The 18,607-nt window shown below is 64.2% G+C and carries 19 protein-coding genes and 1 pseudogene; 2 read left to right on the top strand and 18 right to left on the bottom strand.

Going from position 1 to position 18,607, the window contains the following annotated elements:
• Window positions 1-40 precede the first annotated feature (40 nt).
• Window positions 41-529, top strand: a pseudogene (locus ABX75_RS28185) (cytochrome b/b6 domain-containing protein); the annotation flags it as partial.
• Between the two features lie 35 nt (window positions 530-564).
• Here ABX75_RS28185 and ABX75_RS02995 read toward each other — a convergent pair.
• On the bottom strand, window positions 565-1,785 hold the full coding sequence (locus ABX75_RS02995; protein WP_258535406.1) for an MFS transporter: 1,221 nt from the start codon (window positions 1,783-1,785) through the stop codon (window positions 565-567).
• Window positions 1,786-1,957: 172 nt separating this feature from the next.
• Between ABX75_RS02995 and ABX75_RS02990 the strand changes: the two genes are divergently transcribed.
• Window positions 1,958-2,851: a LysR family transcriptional regulator gene (locus tag ABX75_RS02990; RefSeq protein WP_034095518.1), complete on the top strand. Its 894-nt coding sequence runs from the start codon at window positions 1,958-1,960 to the stop codon at window positions 2,849-2,851.
• A 266-nt stretch (window positions 2,852-3,117) separates the two neighbouring features.
• Here ABX75_RS02990 and ABX75_RS02985 read toward each other — a convergent pair whose 3' ends face one another.
• Genes ABX75_RS02985 through ABX75_RS02905 form a run of 17 tightly spaced genes read right to left on the bottom strand, consistent with a single transcriptional unit; the run spans window position 3,118 to window position 18,607 of the window.
• A complete protein-coding gene (locus tag ABX75_RS02985) occupies window positions 3,118-3,570 on the bottom strand; it encodes a hypothetical protein (RefSeq protein ID WP_034095519.1) in 453 nt (150 codons plus the stop codon).
• 25 nt (window positions 3,571-3,595) lie between these two features.
• Window positions 3,596-4,822: a beta-ketoacyl-ACP synthase gene (locus ABX75_RS02980; RefSeq protein ID WP_034095712.1), complete on the bottom strand. Its 1,227-nt coding sequence runs from the start codon at window positions 4,820-4,822 to the stop codon at window positions 3,596-3,598.
• Entirely contained in the window at window positions 4,822-5,550 is a 729-nt protein-coding gene (gene fabG, locus ABX75_RS02975) for a 3-oxoacyl-ACP reductase FabG (protein WP_034095520.1), read from the bottom strand. Before fabG ends, ABX75_RS02980 begins: the two co-directional genes overlap by 1 nt.
• Window positions 5,547-6,008 (bottom strand): hotdog family protein, encoded by a 462-nt coding sequence (locus ABX75_RS02970; RefSeq protein ID WP_034111448.1) that lies wholly within the window; start codon window positions 6,006-6,008, stop codon window positions 5,547-5,549. The genes fabG and ABX75_RS02970 overlap by 4 nt, the downstream gene beginning before the upstream one ends.
• Window positions 6,005-7,171 (bottom strand): beta-ketoacyl-[acyl-carrier-protein] synthase family protein, encoded by a 1,167-nt coding sequence (locus tag ABX75_RS02965; protein WP_034095522.1) that lies wholly within the window; start codon window positions 7,169-7,171, stop codon window positions 6,005-6,007. Before ABX75_RS02965 ends, ABX75_RS02970 begins: the two co-directional genes overlap by 4 nt.
• The gene (locus ABX75_RS02960; RefSeq protein ID WP_034095523.1) at window positions 7,168-7,650 is read right to left on the bottom strand and encodes a hypothetical protein; all 483 of its coding nucleotides are present in this window, start codon (window positions 7,648-7,650) and stop codon (window positions 7,168-7,170) included. The genes ABX75_RS02965 and ABX75_RS02960 overlap by 4 nt, the downstream gene beginning before the upstream one ends.
• Window positions 7,647-8,381, bottom strand: a complete 735-nt coding sequence (locus tag ABX75_RS02955; protein WP_047881437.1) for a class I SAM-dependent methyltransferase — start codon at window positions 8,379-8,381, stop codon at window positions 7,647-7,649. Before ABX75_RS02955 ends, ABX75_RS02960 begins: the two co-directional genes overlap by 4 nt.
• Window positions 8,378-9,625, bottom strand: coding sequence for an NAD(P)/FAD-dependent oxidoreductase (locus tag ABX75_RS02950; protein WP_080758668.1), 1,248 nt, complete (start codon window positions 9,623-9,625; stop codon window positions 8,378-8,380). Before ABX75_RS02950 ends, ABX75_RS02955 begins: the two co-directional genes overlap by 4 nt.
• Before the next feature lie 33 nt (window positions 9,626-9,658).
• Window positions 9,659-11,977: an MMPL family transporter gene (locus ABX75_RS02945; protein ID WP_047881436.1), complete on the bottom strand. Its 2,319-nt coding sequence runs from the start codon at window positions 11,975-11,977 to the stop codon at window positions 9,659-9,661.
• Complete coding sequence (locus ABX75_RS02940; protein ID WP_047881435.1) at window positions 11,961-12,551, bottom strand: outer membrane lipoprotein carrier protein LolA; 591 nt, start codon at window positions 12,549-12,551, stop codon at window positions 11,961-11,963. Before ABX75_RS02940 ends, ABX75_RS02945 begins: the two co-directional genes overlap by 17 nt.
• Complete coding sequence (locus ABX75_RS02935; RefSeq protein WP_034095527.1) at window positions 12,548-12,973, bottom strand: thioesterase family protein; 426 nt, start codon at window positions 12,971-12,973, stop codon at window positions 12,548-12,550. Before ABX75_RS02935 ends, ABX75_RS02940 begins: the two co-directional genes overlap by 4 nt.
• Entirely contained in the window at window positions 12,966-14,507 is a 1,542-nt protein-coding gene (gene hutH / locus ABX75_RS02930; protein ID WP_047881434.1) for a histidine ammonia-lyase, read from the bottom strand. The genes ABX75_RS02935 and hutH overlap by 8 nt, the downstream gene beginning before the upstream one ends.
• On the bottom strand, window positions 14,491-15,426 hold the full coding sequence (locus tag ABX75_RS02925) for a glycosyl transferase (RefSeq protein WP_034095529.1): 936 nt from the start codon (window positions 15,424-15,426) through the stop codon (window positions 14,491-14,493). The genes hutH and ABX75_RS02925 overlap by 17 nt, the downstream gene beginning before the upstream one ends.
• On the bottom strand, window positions 15,423-16,157 hold the full coding sequence (locus tag ABX75_RS02920; protein WP_034095530.1) for a glycosyltransferase family 2 protein: 735 nt from the start codon (window positions 16,155-16,157) through the stop codon (window positions 15,423-15,425). The genes ABX75_RS02925 and ABX75_RS02920 overlap by 4 nt, the downstream gene beginning before the upstream one ends.
• Complete coding sequence (locus ABX75_RS02915) at window positions 16,150-17,814, bottom strand: acyl-CoA synthetase family protein (protein WP_047881433.1); 1,665 nt, start codon at window positions 17,812-17,814, stop codon at window positions 16,150-16,152. Before ABX75_RS02915 ends, ABX75_RS02920 begins: the two co-directional genes overlap by 8 nt.
• Window positions 17,811-18,356 (bottom strand): membrane protein, encoded by a 546-nt coding sequence (locus tag ABX75_RS02910; RefSeq protein WP_034111460.1) that lies wholly within the window; start codon window positions 18,354-18,356, stop codon window positions 17,811-17,813. The genes ABX75_RS02915 and ABX75_RS02910 overlap by 4 nt, the downstream gene beginning before the upstream one ends.
• Entirely contained in the window at window positions 18,353-18,607 is a 255-nt protein-coding gene (locus ABX75_RS02905) for an acyl carrier protein (RefSeq protein ID WP_003209389.1), read from the bottom strand. Before ABX75_RS02905 ends, ABX75_RS02910 begins: the two co-directional genes overlap by 4 nt.

Raw genomic sequence — 18,607 nt, 5'->3', positions numbered from 1 at the left:
GCTCGCCAGTGATTGGCGTTTATTGTCAGGTGATATCAGGATGAACACTTCAGCGTATTCAACCGGCCAGAAACTCCTGCATTGGATTTCGGCCGTCATCATTCTGTGGGCATTGTTATCCGGTTTTTTCGTCGCCGTGTTCGGTGTGCCGGCGTCGGTCAAGGCGTGGGTCGCGTTCTTCAATGTGTCGTTGACCACCGCCTATATCCCGATCTTCGTGTTGCGGGTGTTCTGCTCTTTCAGCCACGGCCTGGATTTTTCAAGCAAACGCACGGTGCAGGAGTACCTGGCGTTGCTGGTGCACAAGGCGATGTACCTGGTGCTGGCCGTGGTGCTGGCGACGGGTGTGCTGATGATGGACCGCCCGATCAATATCTTTAACCTGGTGTCCATTGCGCCTTTTGAGAGCGACGCGGCGCGCATCGCCCTCTACACCCGCGTGCATGTGCTGTCGTGCGTGGCGTTGTTGCTGATGCTGGTGCTGCATATCGGCGCGGTGGTGATGCATGAACGTCGCGGTAAACGGGTGATGGCGCGGATGTCGTTTACGCAGCCGAAGGTGCCTCAGGCCGAGGCCAGCGGCGGTAACTTGGCCAGCCTCAACGCCACCAGCAACGCCCCGGTCAGCAAGGTCAGGATAAACGCGCCGATGCCATTCCAACCGGCAAAGTGCCAGAAGAACCCGCCTGCCGTGCCGGCGATACTGGAGCCGGCGTAGTAGCAGAACAGGTACAGCGAGGAAGCCTGGCCCTTAGCCTTGGTGGCCCGGCGGCCGATCCAACTGCTGGCCACCGAGTGGGCACCGAAGAAGCCAAAGGTGAACACCAACATGCCCGGCACCACCAGCCATAACGGCGATAGCAGGGTCATGGCCATGCCGCCGAGCATCACCAGGATGGTGGCCCACAGCACGCGCCGGCGTCCGAGGCGGTCGGCCAGCGAGCCGATCTTCGCCGAGCTGTAGATGCCCGAGAGGTACACCAGCGACAGCAGACCCACCACGGCCTGGCTCAGGTCGTACGGATCGGCCAGCAAGCGATAGCCGATGTAGTTGAACAGCGTCACAAACGCACCCATCAGCAGAAAGGCTTCAAGGAACAACCATGGCAGGCCGGCATCCTTGAAGTGCATGACGAAGCCTTCCAACAGGCTGCGCGGCCGCAAACTACGGGGGCGGAAATTGCGCGATTCAGGCAGGATTTTCCAGAACACCGTCGCGGCGATCAGCGCCAGGGCGCCGATGATCAGCATCGCGGTGTGCCAACTGACGAAATCGATTAACACGCCGATGATCAACCGCCCGCTCATGCCCCCGATCGCGTTGCCGCCGATATACAAGCCCATGGCCAGGCCGATGTGCTGAGGGTGGATCTCTTCGCTCAAATACGTCATGGCCACGGCCGCCAAGCCACTGAGCGACAGCCCCACCAGCGCGCGCATCAACAGAATGCCCTCCCAGGACGGCATCAGGCCGCTGGCGATGGTGGCAAACGCGGCACAGAACAACGCGGCCACCATCACCGGTTTACGCCCCAGGGTGTCGGAAATCGGCCCGGTGATCAGCAGCCCCAGCGCCAGCATTGCCGTGGAAACCGAGAGCACCAGGCTGCTCTGCGCCGCATTGATGGAGAATTCATGGGACAGCGCCGGCATCATCGGTTGTACGCAATACAGCAGGGCAAACGTGGCGAAGCCGCCGGAGAACAGCGCGAGCACCGTGCGCATGAACAGCGGTGTGCCTTTTTCGATGTACTCGTCGTTGAGTTGAGCCACCACCTCATCCAGGGCGGTGGGTGGAAGATCATGAGCGAGTGGCGCAACAGCAGATTTCACAGGAACCTCGGGGGAGCAAAAGCCTGCCAGGCGGGCAATGGAAAAAAGAATATAGCTGGCTAATGATTCTTTCCAATATATTGTTCGACCTGTTTGATAGCTTAAACGACCTAATGAGGTGGGCATGGAATTGCGACATCTGCGGTACTTCATCGCGGTCGCCGAAGAATTGCACTTCGGCCGCGCCGCGCAGGTGCTGGGCATCTCGCAACCGCCCCTGAGCCAGCAGATTCAGGCATTGGAGCATGAGGTGGGGGCGCGGTTGTTCGAGCGTACCAATCGTCGGGTCGAGCTGAGCGAGGCCGGGCGCCTGTTTCTGCAAGAGGCACGCCTTGTGTTGGCCCAAGTCGATAAAGCCGCGGACGTGGCGCGGCGTGCGCAGTTGGGCGAACTGGGGGAATTGAAGATTGGCTTCACATCATCGGCGCCGTTCAATGCCAGCATTCCCCAAGCCATCTTTGCGTTCCGCCAGGCGTTCCCGGCGGTTCACCTCAACCTGCAGGAAATGAGCAGCACCGAGGTGGCCGAGTCGCTGGTGGATGAGTCGATTCAGGTCGGGCTGATGCGACCGTTGCCTTTGCCGGATTCGTTGGCTGTGATCGAGCTGATGCGAGAACCGCTGGTGGCCGTGTTAAGCGCCGGCCACCCCCTGGCGCAAGGCTCCGAGCGTGGTTTGCACCTGGCGCAATTGGCGGAAGAACCGTTTGTGTTTTTCCCACGCAGTTACGGTAGTGGCTTATACGCCCAACTGCTCAACCTGGCCCGCGACGCCGGCTTCAGCCCGCGCTTCGCTCAGGAAGCGGGTGAGGCCATGACGATTATCGGGTTGGTGGCGGCGGGGTTAGGCGTGTCGGTACTGCCGGCGTCGTATCAGCGCATCCGCATCGATGGCGTGGTGTATCGCACCTTGCTGGACCCGGAGGCGGTGACGTCAGTGTGGCTGGTGCAACGCAAGAGCGCACAAACGCCAATGGGCAAGGCATTCGTGGAATTGCTCACGCGCAAGGCCACGCAGTAATCGTCGAGCCGCCCGAAAAGGGGCCGCTGCGCGCCCCAGCGCGAGGCAAGCTCGCTCACCACAGAGGTTGTCTCACTACATAGGTGACGCTTCCTACGGTGAGTCCGGTTGTTGTGGTGAGCGGGCTTGCCCCGCGCTGGGCTGGGCCGCCGCCCCCATCCCATGTGCCAGTTGAACGGCATCGGTTGAAAAAGGGGCCGCTGCAAAAATGCTCGGCTTATCACCACATAAGATGGGCCGACCATCGAAGGGGGTAGTGCTTGGCCTCAGTTCTGCTTTGAGGTGCCGGTCTGCTCAAACAACTGCGCCGCTGACCCTGCCTCGCCACTCACACCATTGCTGCGCAAGCCTGCCTTGATGTCGTTATCCAGGTTGTTCACCCAACGGTTGTAGTTGCGATGGATCTTGCCGTCCTTGTAGCCCAGCTCGCGGCTGTCGCGGTAGGTGATGGCGTAGCTGCTGCGGGTGTAGCGGATGTCGATTTCAGCGTGGTACTGGCCGCGCACGGTGATTTCGGCCTGCACCAGTTGCGGGCTCAGGCGTTGCACAGTCCATTCGCGTTTCTGCAAGGCGTTGACGATCACCTGCTTCATTTTTTCTTCGCTGACCTGCGTTCCGGCCGGTAGCTCACTGTGAGGGTTGAGCACCGGTTTGCTGGTGCAACCGGCGGCGCTCAGCAGGGCCAACGTGATGAAGGTGGCGCGTAGCAAGGAAGACATTCCGTTTTCTCCAATCGATTAAAAATCAGGACCAGCGGCGAAAGATCAGCGACGTATTGACGCCGCCAAAGGCGAAATTGTTATTCATCACGTAGTCGTGGTGCATCTGGCGAAAGCCACCTTGCAGGTAGTCCAGTTCGCCGCACTGCGGGTCGACGGTGTCGAGGTTGAAGGTGTGCACGTATTGGTCGCGGTTCATCATTTCGATGCTGAACCACGACTCCAACGCGCCGCACGCGCCCAGGGTGTGGCCCAGGAAGCTCTTTTGCGAACTGATAGGCATGCGGCTGCCGAACAGGCTGCTGGTGGCCAGGGTCTCGGCGATGTCGCCCTGGTCGGTGGCGGTGCCATGGCCGTTCACATAACCGATCGCGGCGGGGGCCAGGCCGGCGTCTTCCAGGGCCAGTTCCATGGCGCGGCGCATGGTTTTCTGTTCCGGGCGGGTGGTGTGCTGGCCGTCGGCGTTGCTGCCGAAACCGACGATTTCCGCATGGATATGCGCACCGCGCGCCAGCGCATGTTCCAGTTCTTCCAGCACCAGCATGCCGCCGCCTTCACCGATCACCAGGCCGTCGCGGCCGCTGTCATAGGGGCGTGGGCTGGTTTGCGGTGCGTCGTTTTTCAGGCTGGTGGCGTAGAGCGCGTCAAACACCATGGCTTCGGTGGGGCACAGTTCTTCGGCGCCGCCGGCGAGCATCAACGGCAGGCGCCCGAACTTGATGGCCTCGTACGCGTAGCCGATGCCCTGGCTGCCACTGGTGCAGGCGCTCGAAGTGGGAATCAAGCGCCCGGTCAGACCAAAAAAGATGCTGATATTGGCCGCGGTGGTGTGCGGCATCATGCGCACATAGGAGTTGGCGTTCAGCCCCTCGGCCACCGAGTTGAGCAGCATATTGCCAAAGGCTTTGATCTCATCGGTGCTGCCGGTGGACGAACCACAGGCCACGCCCATGCGCCCGTCCTTGATCGACTCATCCCCGAGCAAACCGGCATCCTGCAACGCCTGCTCCGCAGCCCACACCGCCAGGCGCGAGACGCGGCCCATGCTGCGCAGTTGCTTGCGCGTCCAGTGTGAGGGCACCACGAAATCGTCGATGGGCCCGGCCAAGCGCGTGTTCAGTTCGGTGAAACGGTCCCATTCGTCCATGCGCCGGATACCGCTACGGTTGGCGCGGAAGTTGGCCGAGATGGTCGGCCAGTCGCTGCCCAGGGAGGTCACGCCGGCCATGCCGGTGACGACGACACGCTTCATCAGCACAGGCCCCCATTCACCGCCAGCACCTGGCGGGTGATGTAACCGGCCTCGGCGGACATCAGGAAGTTCACCGCCCCGGCGACTTCTTCCGGGGTGCCCATGCGCTGTGCCGGGATCATCTTCATCAGTTCCTCGACGGGTACGTTCTCGTCCAGCATGGCCGTGTCGATCAACCCCGGCGCGACGCAGTTGACCGTGATCTTGCGCTTGCCCAGCTCGATGGCCAGGGCCTTGGCCGCGCCGATCAGGCCGGCTTTCGAAGCGCTGTAGTTGACCTGCCCGCGGTTGCCGATCAGCCCCGATACCGAGGTAATGCACACGATGCGCCCGGCCGCGCGACGACGGATCATCGGCATCATCACCGGGTGCAGCACGTTGTAGAAACCGTCGAGATTGGTGCGCATCACCACATCCCAATCGTCCTCCGACAAGGCCGGGAACGCGCCGTCGCGGGTTAGGCCGGCGTTGAGCACCACGCCGTAATAGGCGCCGTGTTGCTCCACATCGGCTTCAAGGATGTGCTTGCAGCTGGCGCGATCCGCCACGTCGAATTGCAGCACCCGCGCCTGACGGCCCAAGGCCTGGATTTCCACCTGCACCGCATCCGCCTCGGCGCGGCCGCTGCGGCAGTGCAGCACAATGTCGTGGCCCGCCTGGGCCAGGCGCAGGGCAATGGCGCGGCCGATGCCACGGCTGGAGCCGGTGACCAGTACGGATTCAGTCATGGCGTTTCGTCCTTCGATTCATCTAAATAGGCGGCCGCCTGGGGCGGTCGAAATACGTTCAAGCGCGCGCTGGCGTGGAACCCGTCGCCGCGCAGGTGGCATTCGAACACACCCATGCCATTGTCGTCTTCCAGGGAGCGCAGGCCGTGGATGCTCAGCTCGGCACCAGCCGGGAAGTGCTCGACGTTGCACTCGAACTTACGCGTGCCGAGCAGGAAGCCCAGCGCCACCGGCTCGCCTTTGCGGCGGGCATGGCAGCCGGCATAGGCGGCCACGCTCTGCGCCATCAGCTCGATACCGACCCAGGCCGGCAGGCTGCCGTCAGGGCGGTTGAACAGGCCGCCGGGCTTGACGGTGGCGCGGGTATGAATCTGTTCGTCGTCGAACGACAGCACCTGGTCGATCAGGATCATGTCGCCCGCGTGGGGGATCAGTTCGGCGAGTGGCCAATCGATCATGGGGCCTCTCCGATAATCAGGCTGACGTTGTTACCGCCGAAGGCAAACGAGTTGCTCATCAGGCGCGTGTTTTTCAAGGGTTCGCCGACCCGTGCCCACTGCAAGGCGGGGAGCGCAGGGTCGGCCTCGCCGTCCCACACATGGGGCGGCACCTGGCCGTGGCGCAGGCTCAGCCAGCAGAACGCCGCTTCCAGCGCCCCAGCGGCACCCAGGGTATGGCCGCTCATGGGTTTGGTCGATGAGCAGCTCACGCCGTCGGGGAACAGGCTGGCGACCGCCAGGCTTTCCATGGCGTCGTTATGTTGGGTAGCCGTGCCGTGCAGGTTCAGATAGCCGATCTGCTCCGGCGCCAGTTTCGCGCAGGCCAGTGCCTTGCGCATCGCCTGGAGCGCGCCTTTGCCGCTCGGCTCCGGCGCGGAGATATGGTGCGCATCGCAACTGGCGCCGCTGCCCAACAGGGCGATGGGCGCCGGTTGCCTGCTCATCAGAAACAACACCGCCGCTTCGCCGATATTGATGCCGTCGCGGTTGCGCGAAAACGGGTTGCAGCGCGTGTCGGATACCGCCTCCAGCGCGCTGAAGCCGTTGAGGGTCAGCTTGCACAGGCTGTCCACGCCGCCGCAGATCACCGCATCGCACAGGTCCAGGTCCAGCAGGCGTCGGGCACTCATCAGCGCACGGGCGCTGGAGGTGCAGGCGGTGGAAATCACATAGGCCGGGCCGCTCAGTTGCAACCAGTCGGCAAGGAAATTGGCCGGGGCGCTGAGTTCCTGTTGCTGATAGTCATAGGTGCCGGGGAAGCGGTTGTCGCGCAGGTACTCGGCAATGCCGCGACTGGCTTCGTCGATGCCCGAAGTGCTGGTGCCGAGCACCACGCCTACTCGCGATGCGCCGTAGGTGTGGATCGCCTGGCGGATCTCTTCTTCGATTTGCAGCGCCGCTTCCAGCAACAGTTGATTGTTGCGACTGCTTTGCTGGCCCAGCTCAGGCGGGATACTCGCCAGCTCGCCCTGCACGCCGCCCACTGGCAGCACGCGTTCCGGCACCCAGCCGCTTTCGGCGCGCATGCCCGAGCAGTCACCGGCGAACAGGCGGCGGCTGACCTCAGCCTGGCCACGGCCAAGGGCGCAGATCACGCCGAGGGCGTTCAAGTACGCGCTCATCGTGCGGTACCCAGCGGCGTGATGCGGTAGCTCAAGGGCTGTCCGACGATGTTCACGCTGAACACCTCTGAAGACTGGTAGATGATTTGCCAATGACCCGGCAGGGTGCGGGTCAGGTCGCGTGCCTGGGCGCTGGGGTACAGCGCGCGCACGTCATCGGCCGACGTCAGGGCAAACAACAGCGCGGCGAACAACTCGCGGGCCTGGGGGTTGGGCGGCAGCAAGCCATCGGCCTGCCACTGGCCATCGACCAGTTTCTGCCGGGCTTGGGGGATGCCCAGCGGATCCATCATCGACCAGCGAATCGCGCCGCCTTCGCGTTGCACCACCAGCAGCCAATCCTGGCTCTGGCCATCCGCCAGGCGCTGCACATGCAGTTGCAGCGGCAGCGGCAAGCTCGGGGTGGTGGCGGGCAGCGGTGGCTGGCTGGCGCAGGCGCTGAGCAGCAACAGGCAGCCGATCAACAGTGCGCGAATCATGGTACGACGCTCGCCAAGGGTTTGCGTGCCACGCAGTTGACCAGGGTTTCTTCGCGCTGGCCCACCGGTTTCGGTCGGCGCAGGCGCAGGCGTTCGAGCAGGCCGAAATCCTTCGAACGGCTCCACCACAGGTACGGGTACGAGACATTCTGCGGGCCGAACTCAAAGCCTTGCTCGCGCAGCATCGCCAGATACCCTTCGGCGCTTTTCTGCACGTGCATGGGGTGGCGGAACAGCCAGCGGATCACCCAGGTGTCGATATAGGCTTCGGTGGACTCGGCAAACAGCAGGTAGCCGCCGGGTTTGAGCACGCGATAGAACTCTTGCAGCGCACGCTGCTGTTCCACCAGATGGTGGAAGGTCTGGTGGCAGAACAGTAGGTCGACGCTGTTGTCCGCCACATCGAGGGTGGCGCAATCGCTGCCGATCAGCTCGACGCTCAAACCCTGGCGCTCGGCCTCGGCCTGGCTCATCTGCAAACTGTGAGGGTCGGCATCCAGGCCGATCAGGCGTGCCGGCGCGAATGCTTGTTGTAGCAGGGTGAACGACTTGCCCTGGCCGCAACCGGCGTCCAGCAGTACCGGCGCCTGGGGCGGCGGCTCGCTGAACAGGCCGCGCAGGTCGTTGATCGCCACGCGCAGCACGTGGTGCTGCCAGGTGTGGCTGCGCAGGAACCACAGGCCGAAGCGGGTTTCCTCAACGTAGTTTTTGCTCAGGTATTGCGTGCTCATACCGGCTCACTCGCACAGATTTCCGACAACATCCGCAAACGTCGCTTGGGCTCGCTGACGAACGGGTTGCGCTCGTCCCACGCATAGCCGGCGAGGATCGAGCTGATCATACGGCGAATCTCCGGGGCACTGCCCGGATGGAAAATAACGTCCTGGAACGTCCCGGCGTACCAGCCTTCGACGTAGCAGCGGAAGGTGTCGACACCGCGCTTGAGGGGCGCGGCGAATTCGGTCTGCCAATCCACTGCCTCGCCGCTCAACTGGCGGTGTAGCACGCCGGCGGCCATGCTGGCCGAACGCATGGCGATGGTCACGCCGGAGGAGAACACCGGGTCGAGGAATTCCGCCGCATTGCCCAAGAGCGCGAAGCCTGGGCCGTGCAAGGTCGTGACGTTCGCCGAATAGCCGCCAATGGTGCGCGCCGGCGTGTCCCACACGGCGTTTTGCAGCACGCCGGCCAGGCTTGGGGTTTCGGCGATAAAGCCGCGCAGGCAGGCGTCGAGGTCATCGCCACGGCCGTCGAAATGTTCCTTGGCCGCGACCACGCCCACCGAGCAACGGCCGTTGCTGAAGGGAATGGTCCAGAACCAGATATCGCGCTGGGTGGGATGGGTGGTGACGAGGATTTTGGTGCGGTCGAAGCCTGGATGTTCGATGCGATCCTCGATGTGGGTAAACACCGCTTGGCGCACCGGGAAATTCGACGGCGCTTCCAGGTCCAGCAGGCGTGGCAGCACGCGGCCGTAGCCGCTGGCATCGAGCACGAACTTGGCCTTGAGGTGATACTCGCTGCCGTTCTCGCGGCGCACATGCAGGTAGCGGCATTCGCCTTTGAAATCCACGCCGACGATGGTTTCGCCGTAGCGGATGTCCACGCCTTGCAGCGCGGCCTGGTCGGCCAGCAATTTGTCGAACTCGCCGCGTTGCACCTGGAAGGTGGTGGGCTTGCCGTCGCTGAAGGTGTCACTGAAATCGAACGCGCTGTAGCGCTCGCCCCAGGCGAACGCGGCGCCGGTTTTCAGTTGGAAACCGGCGGCCTGCACAGCGTCCAGCATGCCGGCTTCTTCGATGAAATCGATGCAGTGGGACAGCAGGCTTTCGCCGATCGAGAACCGTGGAAAATGCTGGCGCTCGATGATCAATACATCATGCCCTTTGCGCTTGAGCAGCGCGGCGGCGATGGCACCTGATGGGCCGGCACCGATCACCACGACCTGGCGGCGTTCCATTTCAACTGTGGGCACGAGGGCTCCTTGCCGCATTGGCGATAATCACATTCATAAGGCATGTTTCTGCTGGCCGGCCCAGGGCGCCAGCATAAAGCTGAACGCCAGGCCCAGGCTGACCGATAGACCGAAATTACTGACTGCGGGTGTACTCGACACTGCCAGCAGGCCGAACGACAACCATGTCGTCAGCGCCGCCAGCAGTGTTCCTAACAGGCTGACCGCAGCGCCGCCGATCTGTTCGCGCATCAGGATCGCGTAGTCGACACTGATCGCCGTCACCAGCAGCAGCCCGAACAGGCTGAACAACGTCAACGGCTGGCCCAGCCAACCGAGGCTGGCCAGGCTGCACAGCGCCGCCAGCAATGGCAGCGCGACGATACGCAACGCACCGCCGAGGCCAAATGGCACGATCAGCAGGATGACGATCAACCCGCACGACAGCAGTTTCAATTCAGCGGCGCTGATCTGCGTGGCGGCGAACACCCGATTCAAGTCGCCCAGGCGATCCACCAGTTGCACGCCTGGCAAGTCCGCCGCCTGCGCGTGCAGCAACGCCGGGTTGTTCAAGCCTTGCAGGCTGACCATCGCCGCCACACCGCCGTCCACCGGGCCCAGCCACAGGGGGCGCCAGGGTTCGGCCAGCGGGCCCGCTAAGGCGGCATCGATATCTTCGGTGGGCAGGGCCTGCAATTGCGCGATTTCGGCGTGCAGGGCACTGGCGGGAACGCCGAGGTCCAGCAGCGGCTGCCAATGCTGCGGCAGGCGGTTCAACGCATCGCGCACTTGCTGCTGTTCGGCGGGGCGACTGACCAATTGGTTGAGGGCCAGGTAGCCTTGCAGTTTGTTCATGTTCACCAGTTGATCCAGGCGCTGGCCCAGCGTGTCCAGGCGCTCCAGCAACTGGGGTTGATCCGGCGCGCGCACCAGAAAGAACTGGCTGGTGGGCTGGAACCCGGTGATGCGCGCCACGGCCTGGGCCTCCTGGAGCAACTGCGGCGGCGCGCCGATCCATTGGCGAATGTCGTTCTTGGTGTTCAGCTGCCACAGGCCGCCCGCGCAAAACAGCAGCACCAGTGCCAGCAATACGGCACTCGGGACACGCTTGAGCAAGGCAACGCGCAGTTGCCACAGGCGTTCGGCGATGCGCAGCGGCCATTGCGCCGGGCGCAGTTCGACGCCGTTGAGCAGCGCCGGCAACAGGCACACCGCCGACAGGTAGGCACCCACCAGCCCGGCGGCGGAGAACGCGGCGATCTGGGTCAGTGCCGGGAACGGTGTCCAGGCCAGCGCCAGGTAGCCGATGCAACTGGTCGCCAGGCTCAGGCTCAGCCCCGGCAGCGTCAGGCGCAGCGCCGGCCAACTGCGCCACGGTTGCAGGCTCCAGCTTTTGGACAGGTAGTGCAGCGGGTAATCCACGGCCACGCCGATCAGGCTGGAACCCAGCACCAACGTCATCACATGCATATGGTCGAACAGCGCCACACACGCCACCGCGCCGAACAACATCCCCACCAGTACCGGCACGAATGCCAGCAGCACGCGCCAACGCCGGAACGCCAGCAACAGCAGCAACAGGATGCCCACGGTCGCACCGCCGCCGACCCAGGTGATTTCGCGAGTGGCCTGTTGCTGACCGTTGGCGGCGTACAACAGGCCGCTGGCGGCGAGCAATTGCGCGCCATGCTCGCCGGCCTCGGCGCGGCTGGCTTGGAGCAGGTCCGCCACGCGCAGTGGCAGGTGCATGTCGAAGGCGTTGCCGGTGGTGCGCGCGCGCAGCAGCACCCAGCTCTTGCCGTCGGCATCGGCAATCAGCGCGCCGCTGCCGATGTCCAGTTGCACCGAGCCACGTTGCGGCTGGCTGTTCTGGATGCGCCCGGTCAGGCCCAGCCAATCGTCCTGGCTGGGCACCAGGCTGAACCCGGTAAAGGGGTCGAACAGCGCCTGCACCCGCTGCTGAATGAAGGCGTCGGGGTGTTCGATCAACTGCTCGCGGTCTTTGCCCGACAGCATCGCCAGGCGCCCGCGCAGCAGTTGCTCGCGCAGCGCCGGCAGGTCGGCTTGCAGGTTCCACTGCACTGTTTCAAACAGGCCGCTGGCCTGCCAGCGTTCGCCCAATTGCTGGGCCACGGCCACCGCCTGCTGGCGATCGGTGTGGCCCACCAGCACTAGCATCTCGCGGTTCAGCGGCTCCTGCATGCGCTGCTCGGCTTGCAGTTCCAGGGCATCCGGCGTGCTGCCGGGCACCAGCTCCATCAGGTTGGCCGACAGCGGCGCGCCATGACGCCACTGCCAGCCGGCCAGGGCCAGTACGGCCACCAGCAGGATCAGGAACAGACGCGGCAACTGGCGCTCACTGAGCAAAGTCATGCTGCTGCGCATCGCTGAGGGGAAGGTCGGCGCGGCTGTCCTGCATGCGCAGTACGGTGCTGTCGCCCTGGGTTTCCAGCAATTCGATGGTCTGCACCAGCGCGCCGCCATTGATGTTGATCTGGTTGAACACCTGCTTGAGCAGCAGCGAGCGTGGGATCAAGGTCAGCGTCCATTGCGTGGCCTCGCCTTGAAGGTGCAGCTCGAAGTCCCGTTGCAGGCCGCTGCTGTCGCCCTGTAGCACGGCGAGGAACAAGCGATTCTGCTCGGCGCCGGCGCTCTTGTTCGGCAGCAGCTGCCAGCCATTGGCATCACGGCGGGCGATGCCTTGGGCGCTGATGCGGTAATCCTGTTGCAGCGGCGTCTTGAGCAGCCACAGCAGGCCGTGGTCCTTGGCCAGGACGAAGGTGCCTTTGCTGACCAATGGCTGCGGCAGGGCGCGCAGGTGTTTTTCCTGGATAAAGCTGCCTTGGACCACCGAGGGCTTGGCCAACTGATCGCTGAGTTGTTGCAGGTCGAAGGCGTGGGCTTGAAGCGACAGCAGCAACGCGCCAAGGAAGGTGATCAGTTTCATGACAAGGCCCTGTCGACGGCGTCGGTGAAGACTTTGGGGGACGCCAGCTGCATCTCGCGAGTGGCGATTTCTACCGCCACCTGCACGGTGCTGGCGCGGGTCAGGCGCTCGCCGCTAGCCCGGTCGGTGATCAGGTAATTGACCTTCAAGCGGTTCTCCCACTCCACCAGGCTGGCGCGCACGTTGAGGGTCTGGCCGAACACCGCCCCGCGCACATAGCGCAGCTGCATGTCGATGACCGGCCAGGCATAGCCCGAGTCGAGCATGTGCGTGTAGTTGTGGCCGATCTTGTCCAGCAACGCGCAGCGTGCCACTTCCAGGTATTTCACGTAGTGCCCGTGCCACACCACGTGCATGGTGTCGACATCGAAAAACGGCACGAGGATCTCGGTGTCGCAGTGCAACACGCCCTGACTACGCATGCAGCCTCCAGTGTTGTTCGGCGATGCGTTGCAGACACAGGCGCAGCTCGCCTTCCAGGGCGCGGTCTTCGATCACCGGCGGGAAGTCCTTGGCCAGTTCCGCGTGCATGGCCGCCAGGGCCGGTGGCAGCGGGCGGGCGTCGTCGGCCTGGGCACGCAGCCACACGCCTTGATTGGCGGCCAGCAGGGTGGCGGCGGCAACCTGCTCGGTCAGCTCCAGCACGCGGATCGCATCGCGGGCGGCGATGGTGCCCATGCTGACTTTGTCTTGGTTGTGGCATTCGGTGGAACGTGAAAACACGCTGGCCGGCATGGTGTTTTTCAGCGCTTCGGCGGTCCAGGCGCTGGTGCCGATCTGCACCGCCTTGAAGCCGTGGTTGATCATGGCGCGATCCGCCGGCGCGCCGGACAGGTTGCTCGGCAGGCCGTGGTTGTAGCGCACATCCACCAGCAGGGCGAGCTGGCGGTCGAGCAGGTCGGCGACGTTGGCCACCAGGGTCTTGAGGCTGTCCATGGCAAAAGCGATATGCCCGCCGTAGAAGTGCCCGCCGTGCAGCACGCGTTCTTCTTCGGCGTCGATGATCGGGTTGTCGTTGGCGCTATTGAGCTCGGTCTCGATAAACCCGCGCAACCAGCCCAGGCTGTCGGCCAGCACCCCAAGCACATGGGGCGCGCAGCGCAGCGAGTAGCGATCCTGCAGGCGATGCAGCGGCGCGGTCGGTGCGTCGATGGCCAAGTCCTGGCGCAACCACGCGGCGACTTGCATCTGACCCGGGTGCGGCTTGGCGGCGAACAGGCGTTCGTCAAAGTGCTCGGGGTTACCTTGCAGCGCCACCACGTTCAGCGCGGTAATGCGCGTGGCCAGTTGCAGCAGATAGTCGGCGCGGGCAAACGCCAGGCACGCCAGGCCGGTCATCACGGCGGTGCCGTTCATCAAGGCCAGGGCTTCCTTGGGGCGCAGTACCAGCGGCTGCCAGCCCAGTTCGCGATGCACATCGGCGGCCGCGCGGCGCTCGCCACGGAACAGCACCTCACGCTCGCCGGACAGCGTCGCCGCCACATAGGACAGCGGCGTCAGGTCGCCGCTGGCGCCCACCGAGCCTTCTTCCGGGATCAGCGGCAGTACGTCGTGTTCCAGAAACGCTTGCAGGCGCTCCAGCAGTTCAACGCGCACCCCGGACACGCCGTGGCACAGCGACTGCAAGCGCGCGGCCAGCACCGCACGGGTGGCCTGGGCGTCGAGCAATTTGCCCAAGCCGCAGCCGTGAAAGGTGTACAGGTGACGGGGCAGGGCTTCGACATGCTGCAACGGTACCGCCACCACGCAAGAGTCGCCGTAGCCGGTGGTCACGCCGTAGATCACGCCTTCCTTGTCCAGCAGCGAGTCGAGGAACTGCGCGCCCTTGGCGATGCGCTGGCGATAGGCCGCGTCGCCTTGCAACTGGGTAGGCACCTGACGGTTGGCCAGGGCCAGCACGTCTTCGATGCGCAGGGGGCGTTCGCCAAAGGTTACCGGCTCAAGATGCGTCGTCATCGGTCTTCCAGAAAGGGTAAAAGTTGAACCATTGTTGGGGCGCTTCCAGACAGAAATCGGCCAGGCGCGCGGCGTAGCGTGAGGTCCACTGGGCGATGACCTGCTCGCGAGTGCTGCGTTTCCATTCGATCGATGGCGCGAACGGCTCGATGGTCAGGCGATAACGGCCATTGTGCTTGAGGCACATCAGCAGGTTCACCGGGCAGTTGAGCAGGCCGGCCAAGAGCCAAGGGCCCTGGGGAAATGCGGCGGCATGCCCGAGGAAATCCACGCGCACCGTGCGCCCGCCGTGCAGCGGCACGCGGTCGCCGGCAATTGCCAGCCATTCGCCTTCGTCCAGGCGCTGGCTGAGCAACAGCATGGTGGCCGGGTCCAGCTCGCTGACCTGGATCAGGCGCAAATGGGTCGCGCCGGCTTCGCCCAGCAAACGGTTGAAACGTTCGGCGTGCTTGGTGTGTACCAGCACGTTCATGGTCACTTGTTCGCCGATTTCCGCCAGGGCGCGGCACACTTCCAGATTGCCCAGGTGCGCCCCCACCAGCATCTGCCCGCGCTCGCCGCGCAATTGCCCGCGTAGCTTGGCCGGGTCGTCGATGTCGATTTGTTCGATGCGCAGCTTGCCGTTCCACACATCGAGCTTGTCGAGCAGGGCGTCGGCGAAGGCCATGAACTGGCCGAAGACTTTTCTATGGGAGGGGCGCAGTTCATCGCGCCCGCTCCACTCGGCCAGGCGTTGCTGGTACTGCCAGGCGCTCTGGCGCGCGGTGCGGCCGAACACGAAGAAGTACAACACGATGCCGTACAGCACCGGGCTCAGCAGGCGCCGGCCCAGCACTTTGGCGGCGAACGCGGTGAGTTTCATCAGCCAGTAGCTGCCGCGTTCTTCGCGGTCGGCCCAGTGCTTGGTGCTGTCGCTCATGCCTGCCACCGCCGCCACAGGATCATCGGCGCGCGCACCAGCATGCCGAAGAACAAACGCGTGTGCATGGCGCTGATGCGCACGTTGTCGTGGAACAGCCGGAAGTGCGACAGTCCATCGGCCGGGTAGTGGACTTGGGTGGGCAGCCAGCGCATTGGTTGGTTGCGCCAGGCCAGGCGTACCAGGATGTCCGAGTCGAAGTCCATGCGCGTGCCGATGTAGGCCGAGTCCATCAGTGCCAACACCGGGGCCAGCGGGTACACGCGAAAGCCGCACATCGAGTCGCGGATCTGCAGCGACAGGGTGTTGATCCACACCCACACATGGGTCAGGTAGCGAGCGTACAGGCGGCCTTTGGGCACGCTGTCGTCGTATTCGGGGTAGCCGCAGATCAGCGCGTCGGGCTGGCGGCGGGAGGCGTCGATAAAGGTCTCGACTTCGCGCAGGTCGTGCTGGCCGTCGGCATCGACCTGCAAGGCATGGGTAAAGCCCTGGCGTGCGGCCTCACGAAAACCGGCCATCACCGCACCGCCCTTGCCCTGGTTGTGGGGCAGGGTGACCAGGCTGACGTTGTCCAGAGTGGCCAACTGCGCCAGCACCGCTGCGCAGGCCGGGCTGCTGCCATCGTCCACCAACAGGCACGGCAGGCCGCTTTTCAACAGGCTATGGACCACGGCGGGCACGGCGGCTTCGTGGTTATAGACCGGGATCAGGGCGCAGGGCTTATGCATGGGCGGCTTCCAGTTGGATGCGGCCGCTGGAACAGGCGGCGATGCCGTTGCGGTAGGCAAAATACAGCTTGCCGCGCTCTGCGTCGAAGCGCAGGTGCAGTTCGATCCGGTCGCCTGGGCGTATCAGTTGCTGGAACTTGAGCACTTCCATGCCGGCAAAGGTCGTCGGCAAATCCAGCAGTTGTTGGCCGAGGTTGAATGCCCACTCCACCTGCACCACTCCCGGCAATACCGGAGTGACCGGGAAATGCCCGCTGAAATAGGCTAGGTCCGGCGGCACGCTCAGTTGCAGTGTCCACTCGCCGTTAGCTTCAACCTGTTCCAGCACCTGCGGCGCCTTGGGCCGTGGCGCCATGAGCAGCGCCGCCACGTCGGCCTGGGGCAGTTTGCCTTGGGCGTTGAGTGGCAGTCGGCTCAGCAGGCGCCAGCGGCGTGGCAGGGCCAGGGCTTCGCAATGTTGGCTCAAGTGCTGGCGCAGGGTCTGGGTAACGCTGCGCCGGCCCTGATTGCGCAATGCGTGCAGGCCGGCGGCGCTCAGCACCACCAGCGCGCCGAGGGACGCGCGGCTTTCCTGAACCACGCCCAATCGCGTTTCGGCGACCCATGGATGGGTCATCAAGGCCTGTTCGAGCATGGGCAGGGAGATACGTTTTTCTTCCAGCTTGACGATGCGGTCCAGACGTCCCAGCAGCTCGAAGCGGCCATCGGCATGCAGGCGTGCGGCGTCGGCGGTCTGCTCGATATGCCCAGGGGGCAGGTACGGCGACGCGATGCGCAGGGCGCCGTCGGCATCCTGGCTCAGGTGCACATCGGCAAACGGCTGCCAAGGTTGATTGCCCTGGCGCCAGGCGATGCCGCCGGTTTCCGAACTGCCGAGGATTTCAGTGGGCCATTGTTGCAGGCGTTCATACAGACTGCTGGCGGCTTCCACCGGCAGCGCACCGCCGGATGAGAACACCCGCGCCACTTGGCTCAATGCCGGCCAATCGAGGTTGTCGCCCATGCGCTTGAGCAGCGCCGGGCTGGCCACCCAGGCGAACCGGGCGTGTTCGCGGCTGGCGCGCTGCAAATCTTCGGGGAAGGCCAGTTGTTGACGTACAAATGTGCGACCGGCGCACAGCGGCCACAACACGCGGAACAGCAAGCCGTAGATATGCTGCGTGGCGACGCTGCCGATGATGCAGGCACCGTCGAGGTCGGCGCCCCACAAGGTTTCCAGGGCCTGCACTTCGTTGGCTAACTGGCGCAGGGTCTTGTCGATGCGCTTGGGTTCGCCGCTGGAGCCGGAGGTGCACAGGCTCAATTGGCAGGTGTCCAGGTCCAGAGCGGACGGGCTCAGGGCGGCCTGATACAAGGCGTCGAGGTCCGCGGCCTCGGTCAGCCAGGCGTCGACGGTGTCGGCCCAGCGTTGACGGGTTTGGGGTTGCAGGTCGGCGGGCAGCAACACGCTGGCCCCGGCACGCCAGGCGCCCAGCAAGGCGATTGCCAGCAGGCCGGCATCTTCCAGGTGCACGGCCACGCGCTGGATGCCACGGCGTTGCAGCCCGGCGCCCAGGCGCAAGGCCTGGTCCCACAGTTGGGCGTGATTCAGGCCTGCGCACACCGAACGCTGCGCCACCGGCTCAAGCAACAGATGCTCAAGGTTCAACCAATTCATACGCGGCCCCGCACCCTTTGTCGTACCAGCCATTCCACGGCAAACAGCAGCCCCATCAGCCCGTAGGCGATCAGGCCGTTGTACAACGTCCACCAGCTCAGCGGTGCCCACAAGGTGAGGGCGGCCGCGAGCAGGCCGTTAGCTAAGAAGAAAACACTCCAGACCACCGTGACCTGGCGCGTGTACACAATTGCCTCGGGGGGCAGTTGCGGTTCCGTCATCCGCGCCAGGCGCTCAACAATCGGTGGGCCGTATTTCAGGCTCAAGCCGAACAGCGTGAGCATGAACGCGCTGACCAGGCTCGGGTACCAGCGCAGCAGCTGCGGGTTGTCGAACCAGGCCAGCAACAGGCAGAACACGATCACCGCCACCGCCATCCAACGGCTGCCAGGGCGCCGCGCAGCGGTGAGCGCCCGCAACAGCCATAGGCTGCCCAGCAGCAGGCCGAATTGCCACGGCGCAAAATGCTCGGTGCCGTAATACACCGCGAAGGGGTACAGCAGCCCCGCCAGCAACAGGCCAAGGCCGATCAGCCGGCTCATGCGGCTGGTTGGACCAGACGGTACACCGCCTCAACCACATCGTTCACGGTGCGCACGGCCTTGAATTCCTCGGCAGCAATCTTCTTGCCGGTCTGGCGCTTGATATGGTCGATCAGGTCCACCGCATCGATGCTGTCGATTTCCAGGTCCTGGTACAGGTTGGCGTCGAGGGTCACGCGTTCAGGTTCCAATTCGAACAGTTCCACCAAGGCATCGCGCAGGGTGTTGAAAATATCGTCACGAGTTTGCAT

The organism is Pseudomonas sp. ARP3, assembly GCF_001029595.1.
Taxonomy (GTDB): Bacteria; Pseudomonadota; Gammaproteobacteria; order Pseudomonadales; family Pseudomonadaceae; genus Aquipseudomonas; species Aquipseudomonas rhodesiae.
This window is presented reverse-complemented; position numbering and strand designations above follow the sequence as displayed.